The 19,024-nt window shown below is 71.0% G+C and carries 15 protein-coding genes; 6 read left to right on the plus strand and 9 right to left on the minus strand.

Annotated elements, in window-relative coordinates; genetic code table 11:
- Positions 1–124 precede the first annotated feature (124 nt).
- The 3 genes from dnaE to FFT09_RS17010 all read left to right on the plus strand — a co-directional run bounded on the left by dnaE (position 125) and on the right by FFT09_RS17010 (position 7,441).
- Positions 125–3,697 carry a DNA polymerase III subunit alpha gene (gene dnaE / locus FFT09_RS17000; RefSeq protein ID WP_138383309.1) on the plus strand — a complete coding sequence of 1,191 codons (3,573 nt, stop codon included), beginning with the start codon at positions 125–127 and terminating at the stop codon, positions 3,695–3,697.
- A gap of 25 nt (positions 3,698–3,722) precedes the next feature.
- Positions 3,723–5,195 (plus strand): MFS transporter, encoded by a 1,473-nt coding sequence (locus tag FFT09_RS17005; RefSeq protein WP_081194645.1) that lies wholly within the window; start codon positions 3,723–3,725, stop codon positions 5,193–5,195.
- A gap of 314 nt (positions 5,196–5,509) precedes the next feature.
- On the plus strand, positions 5,510–7,441 hold the full coding sequence (locus FFT09_RS17010) for an acyl-CoA dehydrogenase family protein (protein ID WP_138383310.1): 1,932 nt from the start codon (positions 5,510–5,512) through the stop codon (positions 7,439–7,441).
- Between the two features lie 130 nt (positions 7,442–7,571).
- Here FFT09_RS17010 and FFT09_RS17015 read toward each other — a convergent pair whose 3' ends face one another.
- The 4 genes from FFT09_RS17015 to FFT09_RS17030 all read right to left on the minus strand — a co-directional run bounded on the left by FFT09_RS17015 (position 7,572) and on the right by FFT09_RS17030 (position 10,983).
- Complete coding sequence (locus tag FFT09_RS17015; protein WP_081194649.1) at positions 7,572–8,225, minus strand: DedA family protein; 654 nt, start codon at positions 8,223–8,225, stop codon at positions 7,572–7,574.
- Positions 8,226–8,368: 143 nt separating this feature from the next.
- Positions 8,369–9,376, minus strand: coding sequence for a lipoyl synthase (lipA, locus tag FFT09_RS17020; RefSeq protein WP_138383311.1), 1,008 nt, complete (start codon positions 9,374–9,376; stop codon positions 8,369–8,371).
- Between the two features lie 36 nt (positions 9,377–9,412).
- Complete coding sequence (locus tag FFT09_RS17025; RefSeq protein WP_081194651.1) at positions 9,413–10,369, minus strand: oxidoreductase; 957 nt, start codon at positions 10,367–10,369, stop codon at positions 9,413–9,415.
- Between the two features lie 65 nt (positions 10,370–10,434).
- Entirely contained in the window at positions 10,435–10,983 is a 549-nt protein-coding gene (locus tag FFT09_RS17030) for a hypothetical protein (protein WP_081194653.1), read from the minus strand.
- Positions 10,984–11,115: 132 nt separating this feature from the next.
- Here FFT09_RS17030 and FFT09_RS17035 point away from each other — a divergent pair, with 132 nt between their 5' ends.
- Together FFT09_RS17035 and FFT09_RS17040 are read left to right on the plus strand one after the other, a co-directional pair.
- Positions 11,116–11,742, plus strand: coding sequence for a TetR/AcrR family transcriptional regulator (locus FFT09_RS17035; protein ID WP_138383312.1), 627 nt, complete (start codon positions 11,116–11,118; stop codon positions 11,740–11,742).
- A 10-nt stretch (positions 11,743–11,752) separates the two neighbouring features.
- Positions 11,753–12,688, plus strand: coding sequence for an LLM class F420-dependent oxidoreductase (locus tag FFT09_RS17040; RefSeq protein WP_138383313.1), 936 nt, complete (start codon positions 11,753–11,755; stop codon positions 12,686–12,688).
- Between the two features lie 48 nt (positions 12,689–12,736).
- On the opposite strand, the gene lipB is transcribed toward FFT09_RS17040, so the two are convergent.
- The 5 genes from lipB to lpdA all read right to left on the minus strand — a co-directional run bounded on the left by lipB (position 12,737) and on the right by lpdA (position 18,424).
- Complete coding sequence (lipB, locus tag FFT09_RS17045) at positions 12,737–13,486, minus strand: lipoyl(octanoyl) transferase LipB (protein ID WP_024876117.1); 750 nt, start codon at positions 13,484–13,486, stop codon at positions 12,737–12,739.
- Positions 13,483–14,115 (minus strand): phosphatase PAP2 family protein, encoded by a 633-nt coding sequence (locus FFT09_RS17050; protein WP_081195400.1) that lies wholly within the window; start codon positions 14,113–14,115, stop codon positions 13,483–13,485. Before FFT09_RS17050 ends, lipB begins: the two co-directional genes overlap by 4 nt.
- A gap of 37 nt (positions 14,116–14,152) precedes the next feature.
- Positions 14,153–15,037 carry a TIGR01777 family oxidoreductase gene (locus FFT09_RS17055; protein WP_138383314.1) on the minus strand — a complete coding sequence of 295 codons (885 nt, stop codon included), beginning with the start codon at positions 15,035–15,037 and terminating at the stop codon, positions 14,153–14,155.
- Between the two features lie 80 nt (positions 15,038–15,117).
- Positions 15,118–16,971 carry a 2-oxoglutarate dehydrogenase, E2 component, dihydrolipoamide succinyltransferase gene (gene sucB, locus FFT09_RS17060; protein ID WP_138383315.1) on the minus strand — a complete coding sequence of 618 codons (1,854 nt, stop codon included), beginning with the start codon at positions 16,969–16,971 and terminating at the stop codon, positions 15,118–15,120.
- A gap of 79 nt (positions 16,972–17,050) precedes the next feature.
- Positions 17,051–18,424: a dihydrolipoyl dehydrogenase gene (gene lpdA / locus FFT09_RS17065; RefSeq protein ID WP_024876113.1), complete on the minus strand. Its 1,374-nt coding sequence runs from the start codon at positions 18,422–18,424 to the stop codon at positions 17,051–17,053.
- 204 nt (positions 18,425–18,628) lie between these two features.
- On the opposite strand from lpdA, the gene FFT09_RS17070 reads away from it, so the two are divergent.
- Positions 18,629–19,003 (plus strand): hypothetical protein, encoded by a 375-nt coding sequence (locus tag FFT09_RS17070; protein ID WP_024876112.1) that lies wholly within the window; start codon positions 18,629–18,631, stop codon positions 19,001–19,003.
- Positions 19,004–19,024 lie beyond the last annotated feature (21 nt).

Below are 19,024 nucleotides of genomic sequence, written 5' to 3' on the forward strand. Positions count from 1 at the left end.
GCACCCGGTCCCGATGCGGCGTGCGCCACGCCCGGCACGGGTGTCCGGTCCCGATCGTCGCCGGGGCTAAGCTGACGGCCACGTTTCTGGTCGTCTCCCGGGTGTCTTCGGAGGTTGTCCGCCGGTGTCCAACGATTCCTTCGTCCACCTGCACGTCCACACCGAGTACTCGATGCTCGACGGTGCGGCGAAGATCGCCCCGCTGTTCACGGAGGCCGCGCGGCTGGGAATGCCGGCCGTCGGCATGACCGACCACGGCAACATGTACGGCGCCGACGAGTTCTACCAGCAGGCGAAGCGGGCGGGGATCAAGCCGATCATCGGCATCGAGGCGTATGTCGCGCCGGAGAGCCGCTTTCACAAGAAGCCCGTGTTCTGGGGACAGTCGAACCAGCGAGGTGCCGACGAGTTCGGTGAGGGCGGTGACGTCTCCGGCGCGGGTGCCTACACGCACATGACCATGCTGGCGGAGAACGCGACGGGACTGCGGAACCTGTTCCGCCTGTCGTCGCTGGCGAGCATGGAAGGTCACTACCGCAAGCCGAGGATGGACCGCGAGCTGATCGCGGAGCACGCCGAGGGGATCATCGCCACCACGGGCTGCCCGTCCGGCGAGGTGCAGACGCGGCTGCGGCTGGGGCAGAAGGCGGAGGCCGTGCGGGCGGCGGCCGACTACCGCGACATCTTCGGACCGGACAACTTCTTCCTGGAGCTGATGGATCACGGCCTGCCGATCGAGCGGTCGGTGCGCGAGGGCCTGCTGGAGGTCGGCAGAACGGTGGGGCTGCGCCCGCTGGCCACCAACGACTCGCACTACGTGACCAAGGACCAGGCCGACTCGCACTCGGCGCTGCTGTGTGTCCAGTCGGGCAAGACCCTGTCGGACCCGAACCGCTTCAAGTTCGACGGGGACGGCTACTTCCTCAAGTCGGCGGCCGAGATGCGCGAGTACTGGGACACCGAGGTGCCCGGCGCCAGCGACTCGACCTTGCTGATCGCCGAGCGCGTGCAGTCCTACGAGGACGTCTACAGCCACAAGGACCGGATGCCGGTCTTCGAAGTGCCCGAGGGCCAGACCCAGGAGTCCTGGCTGCACCACGAGGTCATGAAGGGGCTGGAGTGGCGCTTTCCCTCCGGAATCCCGGACGGCTACGTGGAGCGCGCCGAGATGGAGCTCGGGGTCATCGCGCAGAAGGGTTTCCCGGCGTACTTTTTGGTGGTCGCCGACCTCTGCAACTACGCGCGCAGCGTGGGAATCCGGGTCGGCCCCGGCCGTGGCTCGGCGGCGGGGGCGCTGGTGGCCTACGCCCTGGGTATCACCAACCTGGATCCGATCCCGCTGGGGCTGCTGTTCGAACGGTTCCTGAACCCCGAGCGCATGTCGATGCCCGACATCGACATCGACTTCGACGACCGCAGGCGTGGCGAGATGATCCGCTACGCCACCGAGAAGTACGGGGCGGACAAGGTCGCGCAGGTCATCACCTTCGGCACCATTAAGACCAAGGCCGCCATCAAGGACGCCGCGCGCGTTCACTACGGGCAGCCCGGATACGCCATCGCCGACCGGATCTCCAAGGCGCTCCCGCCGCCGGTGATGGCGAAGGACATCCCGCTGGCCGGCATCGTCGACCCGGAACACGAGCGCCACGCCGAGGCCGCGGAGGTCCGCGCTCTCATCGAGACCGACTCCGAGGTCAAGACGATCTTCGATACCGCGCGCGGCCTCGAGGGACTGATCCGCAACGCGGGCGTCCACGCCTGCGCGGTGATCATGTCGAGCGAACCGCTGCAGGACGCCATCCCGCTGTGGCAGCGCGACGACGGTGCCGTCATCACGGGCTGGGACTACCCGTCGTGCGAGGCCATCGGCCTGCTGAAGATGGACTTCCTCGGGCTGCGCAACCTCACCGTCATCGGTGACGCCATCGACAACATCCGGGTCAACCGCGGTGTCGACATCGACCTCGACACGCTCGGTGTGGACGATCCGGAGACCTACAAGCTGCTGGGGCGAGGGGACACACTGGGCGTGTTCCAGCTCGACGGCGCGGCCATGCGGGACCTGCTGCGGCGGATGCAGCCGACCGAGTTCGCCGACATCGCGGCGGTCAACGCGCTCTACCGCCCCGGTCCGATGGCGATGAACACGCACAACAACTACGCCGACCGCAAGAACGGGCGGCAACAGGTCACGCCGATCCACCCTGAGCTGGAGGAGCCGCTGCGGGAGATCCTGTCGGAGACCTACGGTCTGATCGTCTACCAGGAACAGATCATGCAGATCGCGCAGAAGGTCGCCGGGTACTCGATGGGCCGAGCGGACGTGCTGCGCAGGGCGATGGGCAAGAAGAAGAAGGAGGTCCTCGAAAAGGAGTTCGAGGGCTTCGAGGCCGGGATGCGGGAGAACGGGTTCTCTCCCGAGGCCATCCAGGCGTTGTGGGACACGATCCTGCCGTTCGCCGGGTATGCGTTCAACAAGTCGCACGCCGCCGGCTACGCGCTGGTGGGGTACTGGACGGCCTACCTCAAGGCCAACTACACCGCCGAGTACATGGCCGCGCTGCTCACGTCGGTCGGGGACAACAAGGACAAGTCGGCGGTCTACCTGTCCGAGTGCCGCAGGCTGGGCTCGCGCGTGCTGCCGCCGGACGTCAACGAGTCGGATCGCCGCTTCGCCGCCGTGGGCGACGACATCCGGTTCGGCCTCGGCGCGATCCGCAACGTCGGTGCCAACGTCGTCGAGTCCGTCATCGCGACCAGGGACAAGAAGGGGAAGTACTCGTCGTTCACCGACTTCCTCGACAAGTCGGAGCTGGTGGCGTGCAACAAGCGGGTGATCGAGTCGCTGATCAAGGCGGGGGCGTTCGACTCGCTCGGCGCCACGCGGCTGTCGATGATCCGGGTACACGAGGACGCCGTCGACGCGGTCGTGCCGCTGAAGCGGCAGGAGGCGATGGGGCAGTTCGACCTGTTCGGCACCGGGGGCGACGGCGGGGACGACGACGCCGCCACGGCCTCGTCGCCCCTGGCGCACCTGAAGTTCGACGACGAGGAGTACGCGCGCAAGCAGAAGCTCGGCTACGAGCGGGAGATGCTGGGGCTGTACGTGTCGGCGCACCCGCTCGACGGCGCGGAGCGCATCCTGCGCAAGCACGCGAGGCGCCCCATCGCGGCGATCCTGGCCGAGCCGCCGAAGGAAGGCGAGATCGAGATCGCCGGGCTCATCACGGCGCTGGAGCGGCGGGTGAACAAGCGCGGCGAACCGTGGGCGATCTGCACCGTGGAGGACATGGACGCCTCGCTGGAGGTGCTGTTCTTCCCGAAGTCCTACGCCCTGTTCGCCGCGGACCTCGTCGAGGACAACGCGGTGGTGGTGAAGGGCAGGGTGAACTGGCGCGAGGACAAGATGTCGGTGTTCGCCGCCGGACTCGTGCCGCTGGACCTCAGTGACGTCGCGCTCGGTGACGAGGAGCCCCCGCTGATGCTGCTCGCCTCCGCCGAGAAGATCACCCGGAGCGTGGTGACCGAGTTGCGGCAGACCCTGCAGGCCCACCGGGGTGACACACCGGTGCGGCTCAAGCTCGTCGGCTCGTCGTCCGAGACCGTGTTCGCGCTGTACGACTATCCGGTCAACGTCACCTCGATGCTGATGGGCGAGCTGAAGGGCATTCCCGGTATCGCGGCGGGCAGTTGAGCCGCGGGCTCAATACGGTGAGGGAGTGAGCCCGGAGACCGACGAACCCGATCCGCGGCGGTGGCGGGCGCTGGCCGTCACCCTCACGGCGGGTTTCATGTCGCTGCTCGATGTCAGCATCGTGAACGTGGCGCTGCCCTCCATCCAGCGGGGACTGGGCGCGTCCCCGGCCGGCATCCAGTGGGTGGTCTCCGGTTACGCGCTGACCTTCGGACTCGTGCTGGTCGCGGGCGGGCGCCTCGGCGACGCGCTGGGCAGGCGGCGCATGTTCTTGTTCGCGCTCTCGGCGTTCGTGCTGACGAGCGCTCTGGCTGGTGCCGCGGTCAACGAGACGATGCTGGTGGTGGCCCGGTTGTCGCAGGGCGTCGCCGCCGGGATGCTGACCCCGCAGAACAGCGGGCTGATCCAGGAGCTGTTCCGGGGGGCCGAGCGGGGCAGGGCGTTCGGCGCGTTCGGGACCACCGTGTCGCTGTCCACGGCCGTGGGGCCGGTGCTGGGCGGTGCGATCATCGCCGTGTTCGGTGCGGAGCAGGGCTGGCGTTGGGTGTTCTTCGTCAACGTGCCGATCGGCGTGCTCGCGCTGGTGCTGGCGCTGCGGCTGCTGCCCAAGGCACCCCGCAGCACCACCCGGCTGCGGTCACAGCTCGACTTCGTGGGCATCGCGCTGCTCGGGACCGCGGTCCTGGGCCTGCTGCTGCCGTTGGTGCGCTCCGAGCAGGGCGGGCTGACGGCGCTGTGGTGGCTTCCGCTCCTCGCGGTGGTCGTCGGCCTGCTGTTCGTGCTCTGGGAACGCCGGGTGGTTCGGCGCGGCGGGTCGCCGCTGCTCGACGTGCGGCTGTTCACCGAGACTCCGGGCTACGCGACGGGCGCGGCGATCGGAACCGTCTACTTCGCGGGCTTCGCGGGGATCTGGCTCGTGTTCGCCCTGTACTTCCAGCAGGGACTGGGGTACACGCCGCTGGAGTCGGGGCTGGTGGTGACGCCGTTCGCCCTCGGCGCCGCCGTGTCGGCGACCGTGGCGGGGCGGCTCGTGCCGCGACTGGGCCGGAAGCTGACGCTCGTGGGCCTGGCGATGGTGGCCGTGGGGCTGGGTGCCGTCGCGGTGGTGGCACCGCTCGTGTCCGCGGAACTGACCGGCTACGCCGTGGCGGCCCCGCTGCTCGTGGCGGGCCTGGGCGGGGGCATGGTGATCTCGCCGAACACGACCCTGACCCTGGACCGGGTGCCCACGCGCATGGCGGGCGTGGCCGGGGGCGCGTTGCAGACCGGGCAGCGCATCGGGACCGCGATCGGAGTCGCCGTGCTGGCGTCGGTGTTCCACGTGGGCATCGACTCGCCCGGCGGTTACGAGGCGGGACTGCGCTGGGCCATGCTGACCGCGGTGGGCATCGTCGCGGTGGCGCTGTCGCTGGCCGTGCTCGATCTGCGCAGGCGCCCACCCCGCCCGCTGGGTGGACCCCCAAGCAGGGTGACCACCAGCTCTACTCCGATGGAGTGATGTTCGCGCGCGGTTCGTTACGCCGTCTGGCGTAGCCTTCGGGATGCGGTGGAAGCTGGGGGGCGCCTTCGACGAACGCGCTCCCGCGTCAGGGTGGGTCTCGGCGACCGCGGGGGATCGGCCGGGCCCGGCCCCGGAGGTGTCGCGGCCGGGCGGGTCCCGACGGGAAGGGGCGGGGCTCGTCCGGCCGCCGGTCATCGCGGAGGGCTCACGCCGCCATGCCGCGTCCGGGCGGCTGCCGGGCCCGGTCGGGTTCGACGTACGCGGGCCCGGGTACCAGTGCGGCACACGGGCCGACCCGGGAGGGGACCGCGATGGTGTCGACATCACAACAGCCGACGGTGACCGAGAAGCAGGCACGCCAGGTGGCCGAGGAAGCCAGACAGGGCTGGGACCGGCCCTCCTTCGCGAAGGAGCTCTACCTCGGGCGGTTCCGGCTCGACCTCGTGCATCCCGAGCCCGCGAGCGGCTCGGTGGAACAGGGGCGGGCCGCGACGTTTTTGGCCCGCCTGCGGCAGTACTGCGAGACCCTCGATCCCACGATCATCGAGCGGGAGGGCCGGATTCCCGGCACCTACGTCAAGGGACTCGTCGACCTCGGTTGCTTCGGCATCAAGATCCCGGAGTCCTACGGCGGGCTCGGCCTCGGGCAGGCCGCCTACAACCGCGCGCTGATGCTCGTCGGCTCCGTTCACTCGACGCTGGCGGTGCTGCTGTCGGCGCACCAGTCCATCGGTGTACCCGAGCCGCTGAAGCTCGCGGGCACACCGGCGCAGCGGGAGACCTACCTGCCGCGTTGCGCGCGGGGCGCGGTGTCGGCGTTCCTGCTCACCGAACCCGACGTGGGTTCGGACCCGGCCCGGCTCGCCACCACCGCCACGCCCACCGCGGACGGCGCGGCCTACGAACTCGACGGTGTCAAGTTGTGGACCACCAACGGCGTGGTGGCCGAACTGCTCGTCGTCATGGCGCGGGTTCCGGCGGGCGAAGACCGGCGCGGGGGAGTGACGGCCTTCGTGGTGGAGGCCGACACCCCCGGGATCACCGTGGAACGCCGCAACGGCTTCATGGGGCTGCGTGGCATCGAGAACGGTGTCACCCGCTTCGACCGGGTCCGGGTACCCCGCGAGAACGTCATCGGCGAGGAGGGGCAGGGACTCAGGATCGCACTGGCGACACTCAACACCGGCAGGCTCTCCGTTCCCGCTTCCTGCGCGGGTGCCGCCAAGTGGGCGCTGGGCATCGCGCGCCAGTGGTCGGCGGAGCGCGTGCAGTGGGGCAGGCCGATCGGCGAGCACGAGGCCGTCGCCGGGAAGATCTCGTTCATCGCGGCGACGGCGTTCGCGCTGGAATCGGTGGTGGAGCTCACCTCCCGCCTCGCCGACGAGGGCCGCCACGACATTCGCATCGAGGCCGCCCTCGCCAAGCTCTGGGCCAGCGAGATGGCGTGGCTGATCGCCGACGAGCTGGTGCAGATCCGCGGCGGCCGGGGCTACGAGACCGCCGAATCGCTCGCCGCGCGCGGGGAGCGCGCGGTCCCGGCCGAGCAGCTGCTCCGCGACCTGCGCATCAACCGGATCTTCGAGGGCTCCACGGAGATCATGCACCTGCTCATCGCCAGGGAGGCGGTGGACGCCCACCTCGCCGCCGCGGGTGAGCTCGCGGACCCGGACGCCGACCTGCGCGCGAAGCTGCGGGCGGCGGCCGGGGCCAGCGGCTTCTACGCGCGCTGGCTACCGAGGCTGCTGGCCGGTGCCGGCCTCAACCCGGCGGCGTACCCGGAGTTCGGTGAGCTGGCCCCGCACCTGCGGCAGGCCGAGCGCCACGCACGCAAGCTCGCCAGGGCCACCTTCTACGGAATGGCACGCTGGCAGGCCCGGCTGGAGCGCAGGCAGGGCTTTCTCGGGCGGGTCGTGGACATCGGCGCCGAACTGTTCGCCCAGTCGGCGGCCTGCGTGCGCGCGGCGTCGATCCGGGCCGAGGACGAACAGCGGGGCGAGACCGCGGTGGGCCTCGCCGACGCCTTCTGCCGCCAGTCGAGGCTGCGGGTCGAGCGGCTGTTCGCGGCGCTGTGGACCAACACCGACAGCAGCGACCGCGAGCTGGCGCGCGCGGTGCTCGACGGCCGGTTCACCTGGCTGGAAGCGGGAGTGCTGGACCCGAGCGAGGGAACCGGGCCGTGGATCGCGGACTGGAGCCCCGGCGCGTCGACCGAGCCCGACGTGGCCCGCCGCTACGACGGCTAGAACACCGTGTCCGCAGCCTGTGCAGCCGTGTCCGCACTTCCCGTAGTCGTGTCCGCACCGCACGATGCGAACACGGCTACGTAGGCTGCGGACACGGCTACGTGGGCTGCGGACACGGTTGCGGGGGCGGTCAGCCTCGGCCGTCGGCCGAGTCCTGCGCGGCGGCGGCCAGCGCGGCGGCGGCCTTGCGCTTCTTGTAGCGGATGAGGAAGAAGACGCCGACGGCCGCAAGCACGCCCACGACGATCAGGCCGCCGGTGCTGAGCACGTGTTCCACCCGGCGCGCGGCCTCGCCGAGCGCCGCTCCCAGACTGACGTGCAGCACCGACCAGCAGAAGGCTCCGGACACGGCGGCGGGCAGGAACTTCCGGTAGGGCAGTCCCGACGTACCCGCCGACGCCGGGGTGAGCGTGCGCACGACCGGCAGGAACCGCGCGAAGAACACCGCCCACGCCCCCCGGCGTTGGAGGATGCCGGTGGCCTTGTCCCAGGCGTCGGTGCCGTAGCGCTGGATGAGCTTGGTCTCCCGCAGCCGTGGGCCGTACCGGCGGCCGAGGGCATACCCGATCGAGTCGCCGATACCGGCACAGGCCGTGACGACGAGGACGAGGACCACGAACCGCGGTGCCGTGGTCGCGGTCGTGGCCGCGATGAGCAGCCCCGACTCGCCGGGGGCGATGAAACCCAGGCCGATCGTGCATTCCAGCAGCACCAGCAGGCCTGTCGCCCCGACGAGGGCCGGTTGCGGCAGGCCTTGCAGCCAGTTGAGCACGTCGGTTACCACGGGTTCCCCCTGCTTGTCGTCATCGCTGGACCGAGTGATCGGGCGGTCTTACGCGTACGACGACGGTAGCGGCCGGTCGGTTCACCCGCTCCAGGGGATTTCCCGGATTTTTTCGTGCGCTCAAAGCCCGAGCTGTTCAGTTGTCAGCGCATGCGCGACAGCACGCTGCTGGCCTCCTGGGCGGCGGGTGCCGCCGCGGCGAGGTGCTGGAGGTTATCCGGCAGGGATTCGCCACGATGGTGCTTGGTCTGGGCGAACAGCTTGCCCGCACGGTACGACGATCGCACCAGCGGGCCCGCCATGACGCCCTTGAAGCCCAACGACTCGGCCGCCTTCGTGTGTTCCACGAACTCCTCGGGTTTCACCCACCGATCCACCGGATGATGCCGGACCGAGGGACGCAGGTACTGCGTGATGGTCAGAATCTCGCAGCCCGCCTCGACGAGGTCGCGCATCGCGGGCTCGACCTCCTCTGGGGTCTCACCCATGCCGAGGATGAGGTTCGACTTGGTGACCAGGCCGTAGTCCCGTGCCCGGCGGATGACCTCCAGCGACCGGTCGTAGCGGAAGCCGGGGCGGATGCGCTTGAACACGCTCGGCACGGTCTCGACGTTGTGGGCGAGCACCTCGGGCTCGGACCCGAAGACCTCGGCCAGCTGGTCGTCGTCGGCGTTGAAGTCGGGGATGAGCAGTTCCACACCGGTACCCGGGTTCATCGCGTGGATCTGCCGCACGGTCTCGGCGTAGAGCCAGGCCCCGCCGTCGGGCAGGTCGTCGCGGGCCACCCCGGTCACGGTGGAGTAGCGCAGGCCCATCGCCTGCACGCTCTCGGCGACCCGCCTCGGCTCGTCCCGGTCGAGTTCGGCGGGCTTACCGGTGTCGATCTGGCAGAAGTCGCAGCGCCGGGTGCACTGGTCCCCGCCGATCAGGAAGGTGGCCTCGCGGTCCTCCCAGCACTCGTAGATGTTGGGACAGCCCGCCTCCTCGCACACGGTGTGCAGGCCCTCGCGCCGGACCAGTCCCTTGAGTTCCGTGAACTCGGGGCCCATTCGCGCGCGGGTCTTGATCCACGACGGCTTCTTCTCGATCGGTGTCTGGCTGTTGCGGACCTCCAGTCGCAGCAGCTTCCGACCCTCCGGCACCACAGTCACGGGCCCAGCCTACGCCCGGGGTGGTGGTGATCTCGACTACGCGGGATCGGGGGTGACGCGGGTCAAGTCCGCCGTCAGTTCCCAGAGGCCCCGGCCCGTGTGTGGGTCCAGCGCGCGGCGGGGGACGCGCACCCGGGTGGGATAGCCCCGGACGCCTCCCGGGCCGTGCGGGCCGAGGTAGTCGCCGCCACGGACGTCGGGCGCGGTGGCGGCGTAGAGCTGGGGCAGCGTCCCGGTTCGCGCGGGTTGCCCGAGTGCCAGGTCACCGATGCGGGCCCCCGCGCTCATGACCGCCCGCACCAGCGGCTGCGCGTACGCGCCGGCCATGGCGGTGGTGAGCCCGGTCCTGGTGTAGCCGGGATGGGCGGCGACGCTGCGCACGGTGCTGCCCGCGTCGGTCAGCCGCCGCTGCAGTTCCTGCGCGAACACGATGTTGGCGAGTTTCGACTGCGCGTAGGCGGTGGCCGGGTTGTACCGGCGGCGGTGGAAGTGGGGGTCCGCCAGGTCGAGGCGGCCCCGGTGGCCGACGAGGCTGGCGACCGTGACCACCCTGGCCTCGGTGCCACGTCGCAGCGCGGGCATCAGCAGCCAGGTGAGCGCCGCGTGCCCCAGGTGGTTGGTGGCGAACTGGGCCTCGAAACCGTCCGCCGTCTCGGTCCTGGGCGGTGCCATGATCCCGGCGTTGGAGATCAGGACGTCCAGCCGGTCGTCCGTGAGTTCCCGGGCCCGCTCGGCGCAGCGGCGCACCGAGTCCAGCGAGGCCAGATCGCAGCTCACGAGTGCGGGCTCGGCCCGCGCGACGGTCCGGACGGCGGCGAGCGCGCGCTGCCCGCGTCCGGCGTCCCGGCAGGCCAGCAGCACGGTCGCGCCCCGGGCCGCCAGCACCCTGGCGGTGTGCAGTCCCAGTCCGGAGTTGGCGCCGGTGACCAGCACGGTCCGGCCGCTCTGGTCGGGAATGTCGGCTTCGGTCCACGCACTGCTCGATCGGCTCATCGGATCAGTCAACTACAGTCCGCTGCCGGTTCGCCACGATGCCAGCCCACGACGTTTGCGCTCGCTCACGCCGAGGGCGCCAGCCTGCGCAGCCACCGCCCCACCGACCTGCCCGGCCGCACGCGACGCGGGCGGTCCCGCTGGTCCAGCAACGCCACGAGCGTGGCGCCGATGCGGGCGAGGTCGTCGGCCCCGTCGTGCGGCTCGCCGAGACCGGAGGTGACCGCGAGCAGGCGCAGTTCGGCCTGGTGTGCCCGGCGCAGCGCGGGGTGGCGCTGCACGTTCGCCGCCAGGACCGCGTGCAGGTCCGGCTCCGCACGCACGGCGGCGCGCCACGCCCGCGACACGGTGTCGAGGTGGTCGCCGTGCTCGGCGCTGCGCTCGCCGGGGATCTCGCCCGCGTTCTCGGGCCCGGCCAGCCGGGCGCGAAGGTGCCCGGTGAGTAGCTGGGTCCAGCGGTGGTGCAGGGCGAGCAGCAGGCGCTCCTCGGTTCCGAACATCGTGGCGGCTCCGTCGACGTGGTCGAACGGGATGCGGTGGTCGTCGTCGCGTCGCGCCAGGTCCACGGCGTTGTCCATGATCCGGCGGCGGCGGTAGTACTCGTTCCACCCCATGGCTGTGTCTCCCCTTTCCGGCCGGTTCTCCCCCGTGAGCCGGACCTACCCGGAGTCTGTGGCATACCCCCGGTATGGTCCGCTGAGATCAACATACCATCGGTATGCCCCGATGGGTGAGCGCGTAAGGTTGTGAGCGTGGCGACAGCGAGGTCCAGGCGGGACGACTACTCCGAGTCCACCCGTGGCGCACTGCTCGACAGCGCGGTGGCCCTGTTCACCGAGCGCGGCTACGCGGGCACGTCGCTCGACGAGATCGCCCGGCGTTCCCGGGTGACCAAGGGCGCGCTCTACCACCACTTCAGCGGCAAGCAGGCCGTCTTCGAGGCCGCGTTCGACGTCGTGGAGACCGAGGTCAAGGGCAGGCTGGAGAAGACCCTGCGCGGATCGCAACCGCCCTGGGACCGCGCGCTCGCCGGGCTGCGCGACTTCATCGCCGCGTGCCTCGACCCGGCCTACCAGCGGATCGCGCTGCACGAGGCGCCCGTGGTGATGGGCTGGCAACGCTGGCGCGACGCCGAGGACCGGTACAGCTTCGGGTTGATCAAGGAAGCGCTCCAGGACCTGATCGACGCGGGCGACGTGGCGGCCGTACCGGTGGACGTCACCTCCCGGCTGCTGTTCGGGGCACTGTGCGGTGCCGCGACCGACATCGCGAACTCGGCCGAGCCCGAGCGTGTCGGAGCCGAGATCGAGCAGGTCGTCGTCGCCCTCCTGCACCAGGTGCGGCTCACCGCGCCGCCCTCGGAATCCGGTTAGGCTCGGGCGCGTGAAACTCAGGATCTTCACCGAACCCCAGCAAGGCGCGAGCTACGACGACCTGCTGCGCGTGGCGAGGGCGACCGAGGACGCGGGCTTCGACGCGTTCTTCCGGTCCGATCACTACTTGAAGATGGGCTCCGCCAGCGGACTGCCCGGCCCGACCGATGCCTGGATCACCCTGGCCGGGCTGGCGCGGGAGACCTCCCGGCTGCGCCTCGGCACGCTGGTCACCGCCGCGACGTTCCGGCACCCCTCGGTGCTCGCGATCTCCGCGGCCCAGGTCGACCAGATGTCCGGTGGCCGCATCGAGTTCGGTCTGGGGTCGGGCTGGTACGCCGACGAGCACACGGCCTACGGCATCGACCTGCCGCCCACCCGCGAGCTGTTCGACCGGTACACGGAGCAACTTCAGATCATCACCGGGCTGTGGGAGACGCCCGACGGCGAGACGTTCTGTTTCGACGGCGAGCACTACACCCTCAGGGAGGCTCCCGGCCTGCCCAAGCCCGCCCAGCGCCCCCGTCCGCCGGTCATCCTCGGCGGCACGGGCAAGAAGCGCACCCCGGCGCTCGCGGCTCGTTACGCCGACGAGTTCAACGTGCCGTTCAACGACATCGAGACCGCGCGTGCGCAGTACGAGCGCGTGGCCGACGCCGCGGAGGCCGAGGGCCGCGGCCGCGACGCCATCATCCGGTCGGCGGCGCTCGTGGTGGCCGTGGGCAAGGACGACGCCGAAGTCGCCCGCCGTGCCGCCGCCATCGGCCGCGAGCCGGACGAACTCAGGGCGAACGGGATCGCGGGGTCCGTGGCCGAGGCCGTCGACACGATCGGCCGCTGGCGCGAGCGCACCGGTGTCACCCGGCTCTACCTCCAGGTGCTCGACCTCTCCGACCTCGAGCACCTCGACCTGATCGCGTCCGAGGTGGCGCCGCAGCTGGCCTGACGGCGCCGGGCCGGTGGCCCCGCCGAGAGGTCACCGGCCCGGCGATGCTCAGCCGCGGGGCAGCGCGAACGTGACGCCGGGTGCCTCCGGCTGCGCCGGCCGGGGAAGCCACCGGTCGTCGCGCACCGGGAGCGTGCCGTCCAGCGCGGCGAGCACGGTGTCGCGCACCACGGGCAGAGCCTCGTCGACGGTCACCGTGCGGCCGAGTTCCTCCGTCAGCGACGTGGTCCCCGCGTCCCGGATGCCGCAGGGCACGATCCGGTCGAACGCGGAAAGGTCGGCGTCGCAGTTCAGTTCGAAGCCGTGCATCGTGACCCCACGCTGTACCCGGATGCCCACGGCCGCGATCTTGCGCTCGGGCCTGGTCCCGTCGTCGGGCACCCACACGCCGCTGCGGCCCTCGACCCGTCCGGTGCGCAGGCCGAAGCCCTCGCAGACCGTGATCAGAGCCTCCTCGATGCGCCGCACGTAGTGCACCACGTCGATCGGATCGGCGAGCTTCACGAGGGGATAGCCGACGAGCTGGCCCGGCCCGTGCCAGGTGATGCGCCCGCCCCGGTCCACGTCCACGACCGGCGTGCCGTCCGTGGGCCGGTCCTCCGGCTGCGTGCGCTTGCCCGCCGTGTACACCGAGGGATGCTGGAGCAGCAGCATCGTGTCCGGCCCCTCGCCGTCGGCGCGGGCGTTGGCCACGTCGCGTTGCAGGTCCCAGGCTTCGAGGTAGTCGATGGTGCCGACGTCCCGCACGTCCACGGGCTCGGTGGACACGCGGCAGGAACGGGTCGCTGTCTCGCTCACGACGACGAGGCTACGCGCTCGGCGCCCCGGGGCGGCAGCAACCGCAACGCGGGCGCGACGAGCAGGCCGACACCGGCCACCACGAGCACGGCGCCGAGCACGTCGGTGAACCAGTGAACCCCGAAGGCCACCCTGGCGGCGCACGCCAGCACGGTGGCGGCCACCGCCACGCGGCGCACCCGCGCCACCAGCCGGGGCGCGAGCCACAGGCAGAGCACCACGGCCGCGAAACCGGCACTCGCCACGGACGACACGTGCCCGCTGGGGTAGGCCCAGTCGCCGTACTCGCGCGGGCGCTCCCTGGCGAACAGGGGCTTGCCGGCCAGGCTGATGAGCCGGCAGGCACCCAGCAGGATCAGGACCCGCAACGTCACCCACGCCCGAGGGTCGCCCCGTCGGCGGAGCACGACGGTGGCCACGATCAGGCCCACCCCGAGCAGCACCGGCAGCACCGGGCCGAGCACCGCGCCCGCCAGCAGCGCGGCAGTCCCCAGCGCGCCTTCCCAGCGAGTGCCCACGGCGTCGCGCAGGGCCGCGTCCGCGGCCGTGGGTTGCTCCTGTGTCAGCACACCCAGTGCCACGAACCCCGCGACACACAGCGCCCCGGACAGCATCGCGATCCTGGTCATGGTCGCGGGTACCCGGGAGGCGGCGCGGGGTCTCATGTCACAGCGCCGCCGCCAGCGTCTCGTCGAGGTTCAGCTGCGAGTACGGGAAGCCCGCCGACGTCAGCACGCCCGGTACGGCCCTGGGCCCCGCGAGCAGCATCTCCTCCGCCGCGTCACCCAGCGCCGCCCGCAGCACCGGTCCGGGAACGCGCCACGGTGCCGGGCGGCGCACCGCCCGGGCCACGGCGCGGGTGAACTCGGCGTTCGTCGGAGGGTCCGGCACGGTCGCGTTCACCGGCCCCGCGACGTCGTCGTGGGTCAGGCAGAACCGGATCACGTCGACGAGGTCGGTCAACCCGATCCACGGCAGGTACTGCCCGCCGCTGCCGAGCCGGGCGCCGAGGCCCAGCCGGAACACCGGAGCGAGCAGTCGCAGCATCCCGCCCTCGCCGGTGAACACCGGCGCCGTCCGCAGCAACACGACGCGGCTGCCCGCCCGGCGCGCCGGAGTCGTGGCAGCCTCCCAGTCCGCGCACAGCGTCGCGAGAAAGCCGTGTCCCGCGGGGGCGGACTCGTCGACCTCGACGTCACCCGTGTCGCCGAAGTAGTTGATGCCGGAGCCGTTCACCAGCACCGGGACCTGGTGCTCGGCGACCGCCTCGGCGAGGACCTCCGTCGGTTCGAGGCGCGAGTCGCGCAACAACTGCTTGCGCGCCGCGCTCCACCGGCCCGACGCGAGCGGGGCGCCGCACAAATTCACCACCGCGTCCACGCCGTCGAAGGCACCGTCGTCGATGCGGCCGGACGGCGGATCCCAGCCCCGTTCGTCGGAGCGGGCCGGTGCGCGCCGCACCAGCCGCACCACCTCGTGCCCGTCCTGCTTCAGCCGCGAGCGCAGGGCAGTGCCGATCAGGCCGCTGGAACCGGCGATGAGAACCCGCATGCGCCCACCTTAGATCCGAGACGACACGGGGGCGTCCACCGCATGCGGTGAACGCCCCCGTACCTACCGTGACGACCGGGTCAGAGCCCCAGCTCGTCCTCGAAGTTGCCTTCCTCAAGACGCTGCTTGATCGTCGTGAGAAAGCGTCCCGCGTCGGCACCGTCGACGAGCCGGTGGTCGTAGGTCAGCGGGAGGTAGGCCATCGACCGGACGGCGATGGTGTCGTTGCCGTCGGCGTCGGCGGCCACCACCGGACGCTTCACGACCGCGCCGGTGCCGAGCATGCCCGACTGCGGCTGCACGATGATCGGCGTGTCGAACAGGGCACCGTTGCTGCCGATGTTCGTGATCGTGAACGTGCCGCCCGTCAGCTCGTCCGGCGTCACCTTGTTGTTCCGGGCCCGCGTGGCGAGGTCGGAGATCCGGTGGGCCAGGCCCGCGAGGCTCAGCTCACCGGCGTCGTGGATCACCACGGAGAGCAGGCCGCGCTCCGTGTCCACGGCCACGCCCAGGTGGACGGCGCCGTGGTAGGTGATCTCCTTGGTGTCCTCGTTGTAGGAGGCGTTGACGTTCGGGTGCTGCTTCAGCGCCTCGACCGTGGCCTTGGCGAAGAACGGCAGGAACGTCAGGTTGACGCCCTCGCGCTCGCGGAACGCGGCCTTGGCGCGCGACCGCAGCTGCGCGATCTTGGTCACGTCCACCTCGTGGACCTGCGTCAGCTGCGCCGAGACCTGCAACGACTCCCGCGTCTTCACGGCCGTGATCTGCCGGATGCGGCTGGCCTTCTGCACCGTGCCGCGCAGTGCCGCCTTCTCCGAGTCGGAGACCGGCTCCGGTGCCGCCGCGCGCTGTGCGGGCTGCTGTGTGGCCTGCGGTGCGGACTCAGCGGGCGCCGACTGTGCCGGCTGTGCTGGCTGTGCTGCTGGCGCCGGGGCCTGCTTCTGCTTGGCCTCGGCGGCGGCGAGCACGTCCTGCTTCCGGATGCGTCCGCCCACGCCGCTGCCCGACAGCGTGTTCAGGTCGATGTCGTGCTCGGCGGCGAGCTTGCGCACCAGCGGAGTGACGTACGGCGAGCCCGCACCGTCCCGCTCGGCAGCCTGCTCCGTGGCCGGTGCCTGCTGCTGGGCAGGTGCCTGCTGCTGCGCCGCCGGTACCGGAGGGGCGGGCTGCTGTGGCTGCTGCGGCTGGGCCTGCGGCTGCGGCGCCGGGGTGCTGGGCGCCTGCGGTTCCGGCTCGGGCTGCGGGGCAGGCTGGGCCGGCGGTGCTTGCTGGGCGGGAGCCTGCTGGGCGGGAGCGGCGTCGGCGGAGCCCACGACGGCGAGCTGAGCACCGACCTCCACGGTCTCGTCCTCGCTGGCCGTGATCTCCAGCACCGTGCCGGCGACCGGGGAGGGGACCTCGGTGTCGACCTTGTCGGTGGAGATCTCCAGCAGTGGCTCGTCGACCTCCACCGTGTCACCGACCTGCTTGAGCCAGCGGGTGACCGTGCCCTCGGTGACGCTCTCACCCAGCTCGGGCAGCGTCACGGGAGTACCGGACTCGTTGGAGGACGGTTGTGCCTGCTGTGCCGCGGGCTGGGCCTGCTGGGCGGCGGGCTCGGGCGTCGGCTGCGCCTGCTCCTGGCGCGGCGCCTCGGCCTGCGGCGCGGGCTGGGCGGCCTCGGCCTGCGGCGCGGACTCGGCCTCGCCACCTCCGGAGCCGTCGTCGATCACGGCGAGTTCGGCGCCGACCTCCACGGTCTCGTCCTCACGCGCCACGAGCTTGCGCACCGTGCCGGCGACCGGGGAGGGGACCTCGGTGTCGACCTTGTCGGTGGAGATCTCGAGCAACGGCTCGTCGACCTCCACCGTGTCACCCTCCTGCTTCAACCACCGGGTGACGGTGCCCTCCGTGACGCTCTCCCCGAGCTCCGGCAGTGTGACGGAGTACGCCATCGTTTGCTGACTCCCTTGTGTGTGCTGGTGTGGTCCCGTTTGCTGCGTCGGCGGTGCCGGCTGGTGTCGCTGTGTCAGCTCAGCCGTGTACGTGCAGCGGCTTGCCCGCGAGGGCGAGGTGCGCTTCGCCGAGAGCCTCGGTCTGGGTGGGATGGGCGTGGATCAGCGGGGCGACGTCCTCGGGGAACGCCTCCCAGTTGTAGATGAGCTGAGCCTCGCCGATCAGCTCGCCGACGCGGTCGCCGACCAGGTGGAGTCCGACGACGGGGCCGTCGGGGGCCTTGATGAGCTTCACCGCACCGGAGGTCTTGAGGATCTGGCTCTTGCCGTTGCCGGCCAGGTCGTAGGTGAAGGTGGTGATGTCGGGACCGTACTTCTCCTTGGCCTGCGCCTCGGTGAGACCCACGGACGCGACCTCGGGGTGCGAGTAGGTCACCTTGGGGATGCCGGCCTCGTCGATGGGCTGCGGCGCGAGGCCCGCGATCTCCTCGGCGACGAAGACGCCCTGCTGGAAGCCGCGGTGGGCGAGCTGCGGTCCCGGCACGATGTCGCCGACGGCGTACACGCCGGGCAGGTTGGTGCGCAGGCGCTCGTCGGTCGGCACGAAGCCGCGGTCCATGCTCAGCCCGGCCTCGTCGTAGCCGTGTCCCGCCGTGTTCGGACCCCGGCCCACGGCGACGAGGAGGACGTCCGCCTCCAGCGTCTCGCCCGATTCCAGCGACACGGTGACCCCGTCGCCGTCCTGCTTGGCGCCGGTGAACTTCACGCCGGTCTTGAAGCCGATCTTGCGGCGGCGGAAGGCGCGCTCCAGCTGCTTGGAGGCGAACTCGTCCTCGGCGGGCACGAGCCTCGGCAGCGCCTCGACGATGGTGACCTCGGTGCCGAACGAGGCCCACACACTGGCGAACTCGACGCCGATCACACCGCCGCCCAGCACGACGGCCTTCTTCGGCACGAAGTCGAGGGTCAGCGCGTCCTCGCTGGTGAGGATGCGGCCACCGAGTTCGAGACCGGGCAGGGTCTTCGAGTAGGAGCCGGTGGCCAGCACGAGGTTCTTGCCGGTGTGGCGCGTGCCGTCGACCTCGACGGTGGTGCCGCCGACGAACGTGCCGGTGCCCTCGACGTAGTTGATCTTGTGGCTCTTGGCCAGGCCCTGCAGCCCCTTGTACAGCCGCGTGACCACCGTGTCCTTGTACTTGTGGACACCGTCCATGTCGACGCCCTCGAGCGTGGTCCTGACGCCGAACTGCTCACCGTCCCGCGCGGAGTCGGCGACCTCGGCGGCGTGCAGCAGCGCCTTGGTCGGGATGCAGCCCCGATGCAGGCAGGTGCCGCCCAGCTTGTCCTTCTCGACGAGCGTGACGGATAGGCCCAGTTCGGCGGCGCGGAACGCCGCGGCGTAACCACCGGATCCGCCACCAAGGATTACCAGGTCGGCTTCAGCGTCGGTCACTTCTCATACTCCTCGGCAGGCGATGTCAGTGTCTCGATACGGCAGTCGTGTCCGATCGTGTCCACGGGCGCGTCACGGCGCTCATGCCACCTCATCTTGTCACTTCGCCCGATCGGCGTGCGACCTAGTGCGGGTGTGACGCGGTCGGGGGCATTGCGTGATCGGGATAATGCATGGTGCGAGGTCGGAAGGAGTGTGGTCGAGGTGGGCCTGTTCGACGGTTTGCGCAGGCGTCGGCGGCGAGGCAAGAAGCAGAAGGACCGTCCCGGGACGTTGCGCGGTGCGAGTTCCGCCGACACCACGTACCTGGACCAGTGGGCCGCCACGCACCGTGGTGTCGAGGCCTTCGTGGAGCCCCGCACCAACGTCACCGAAACCACGGTGGTGCTGGTCGCGCACGACGGGGAGTGGACGCGGCGCCGTATCGGCAGCCTCGACGCCGCGCAGCAGTTCGGCCGCAAACGGTCCATCCCCGTCTACGAGGTCGCCAAGACGGGTTACCCCCGGCGGATGCGGGAGTACACCGAGCGTCAACGGGTGCTGCGCAAGAAGGCGCAGCGGGAGCAGGACAGTGCCTGACTGCCTGACTGCCTGACTGCC

This window comes from Saccharomonospora piscinae, assembly GCF_005862235.1.
GTDB classification, from domain to species: Bacteria; Actinomycetota; Actinomycetes; order Mycobacteriales; family Pseudonocardiaceae; genus Saccharomonospora; species Saccharomonospora piscinae.

Excerpts from the sequence above, each read along its gene's own strand:
- FFT09_RS17010 (WP_138383310.1), top strand. The coding sequence starts at position 5,510 with ATGGTGTCGACATCACAACAGCCGACGGTGACCGAGAAGCAGGCACGC.
- FFT09_RS17025 (WP_081194651.1), bottom strand. The coding sequence starts at position 10,369 with ATGAGCCGATCGAGCAGTGCGTGGACCGAAGCCGACATTCCCGACCAG.
- FFT09_RS17030 (WP_081194653.1), bottom strand. The coding sequence starts at position 10,983 with ATGGGGTGGAACGAGTACTACCGCCGCCGCCGGATCATGGACAACGCC.
- FFT09_RS17050 (WP_081195400.1), bottom strand. The coding sequence starts at position 14,115 with ATGACCAGGATCGCGATGCTGTCCGGGGCGCTGTGTGTCGCGGGGTTC.
- FFT09_RS17055 (WP_138383314.1), bottom strand. The coding sequence starts at position 15,037 with ATGCGGGTTCTCATCGCCGGTTCCAGCGGCCTGATCGGCACTGCCCTG.
- sucB (WP_138383315.1), bottom strand. The coding sequence starts at position 16,971 with ATGGCGTACTCCGTCACACTGCCGGAGCTCGGGGAGAGCGTCACGGAG.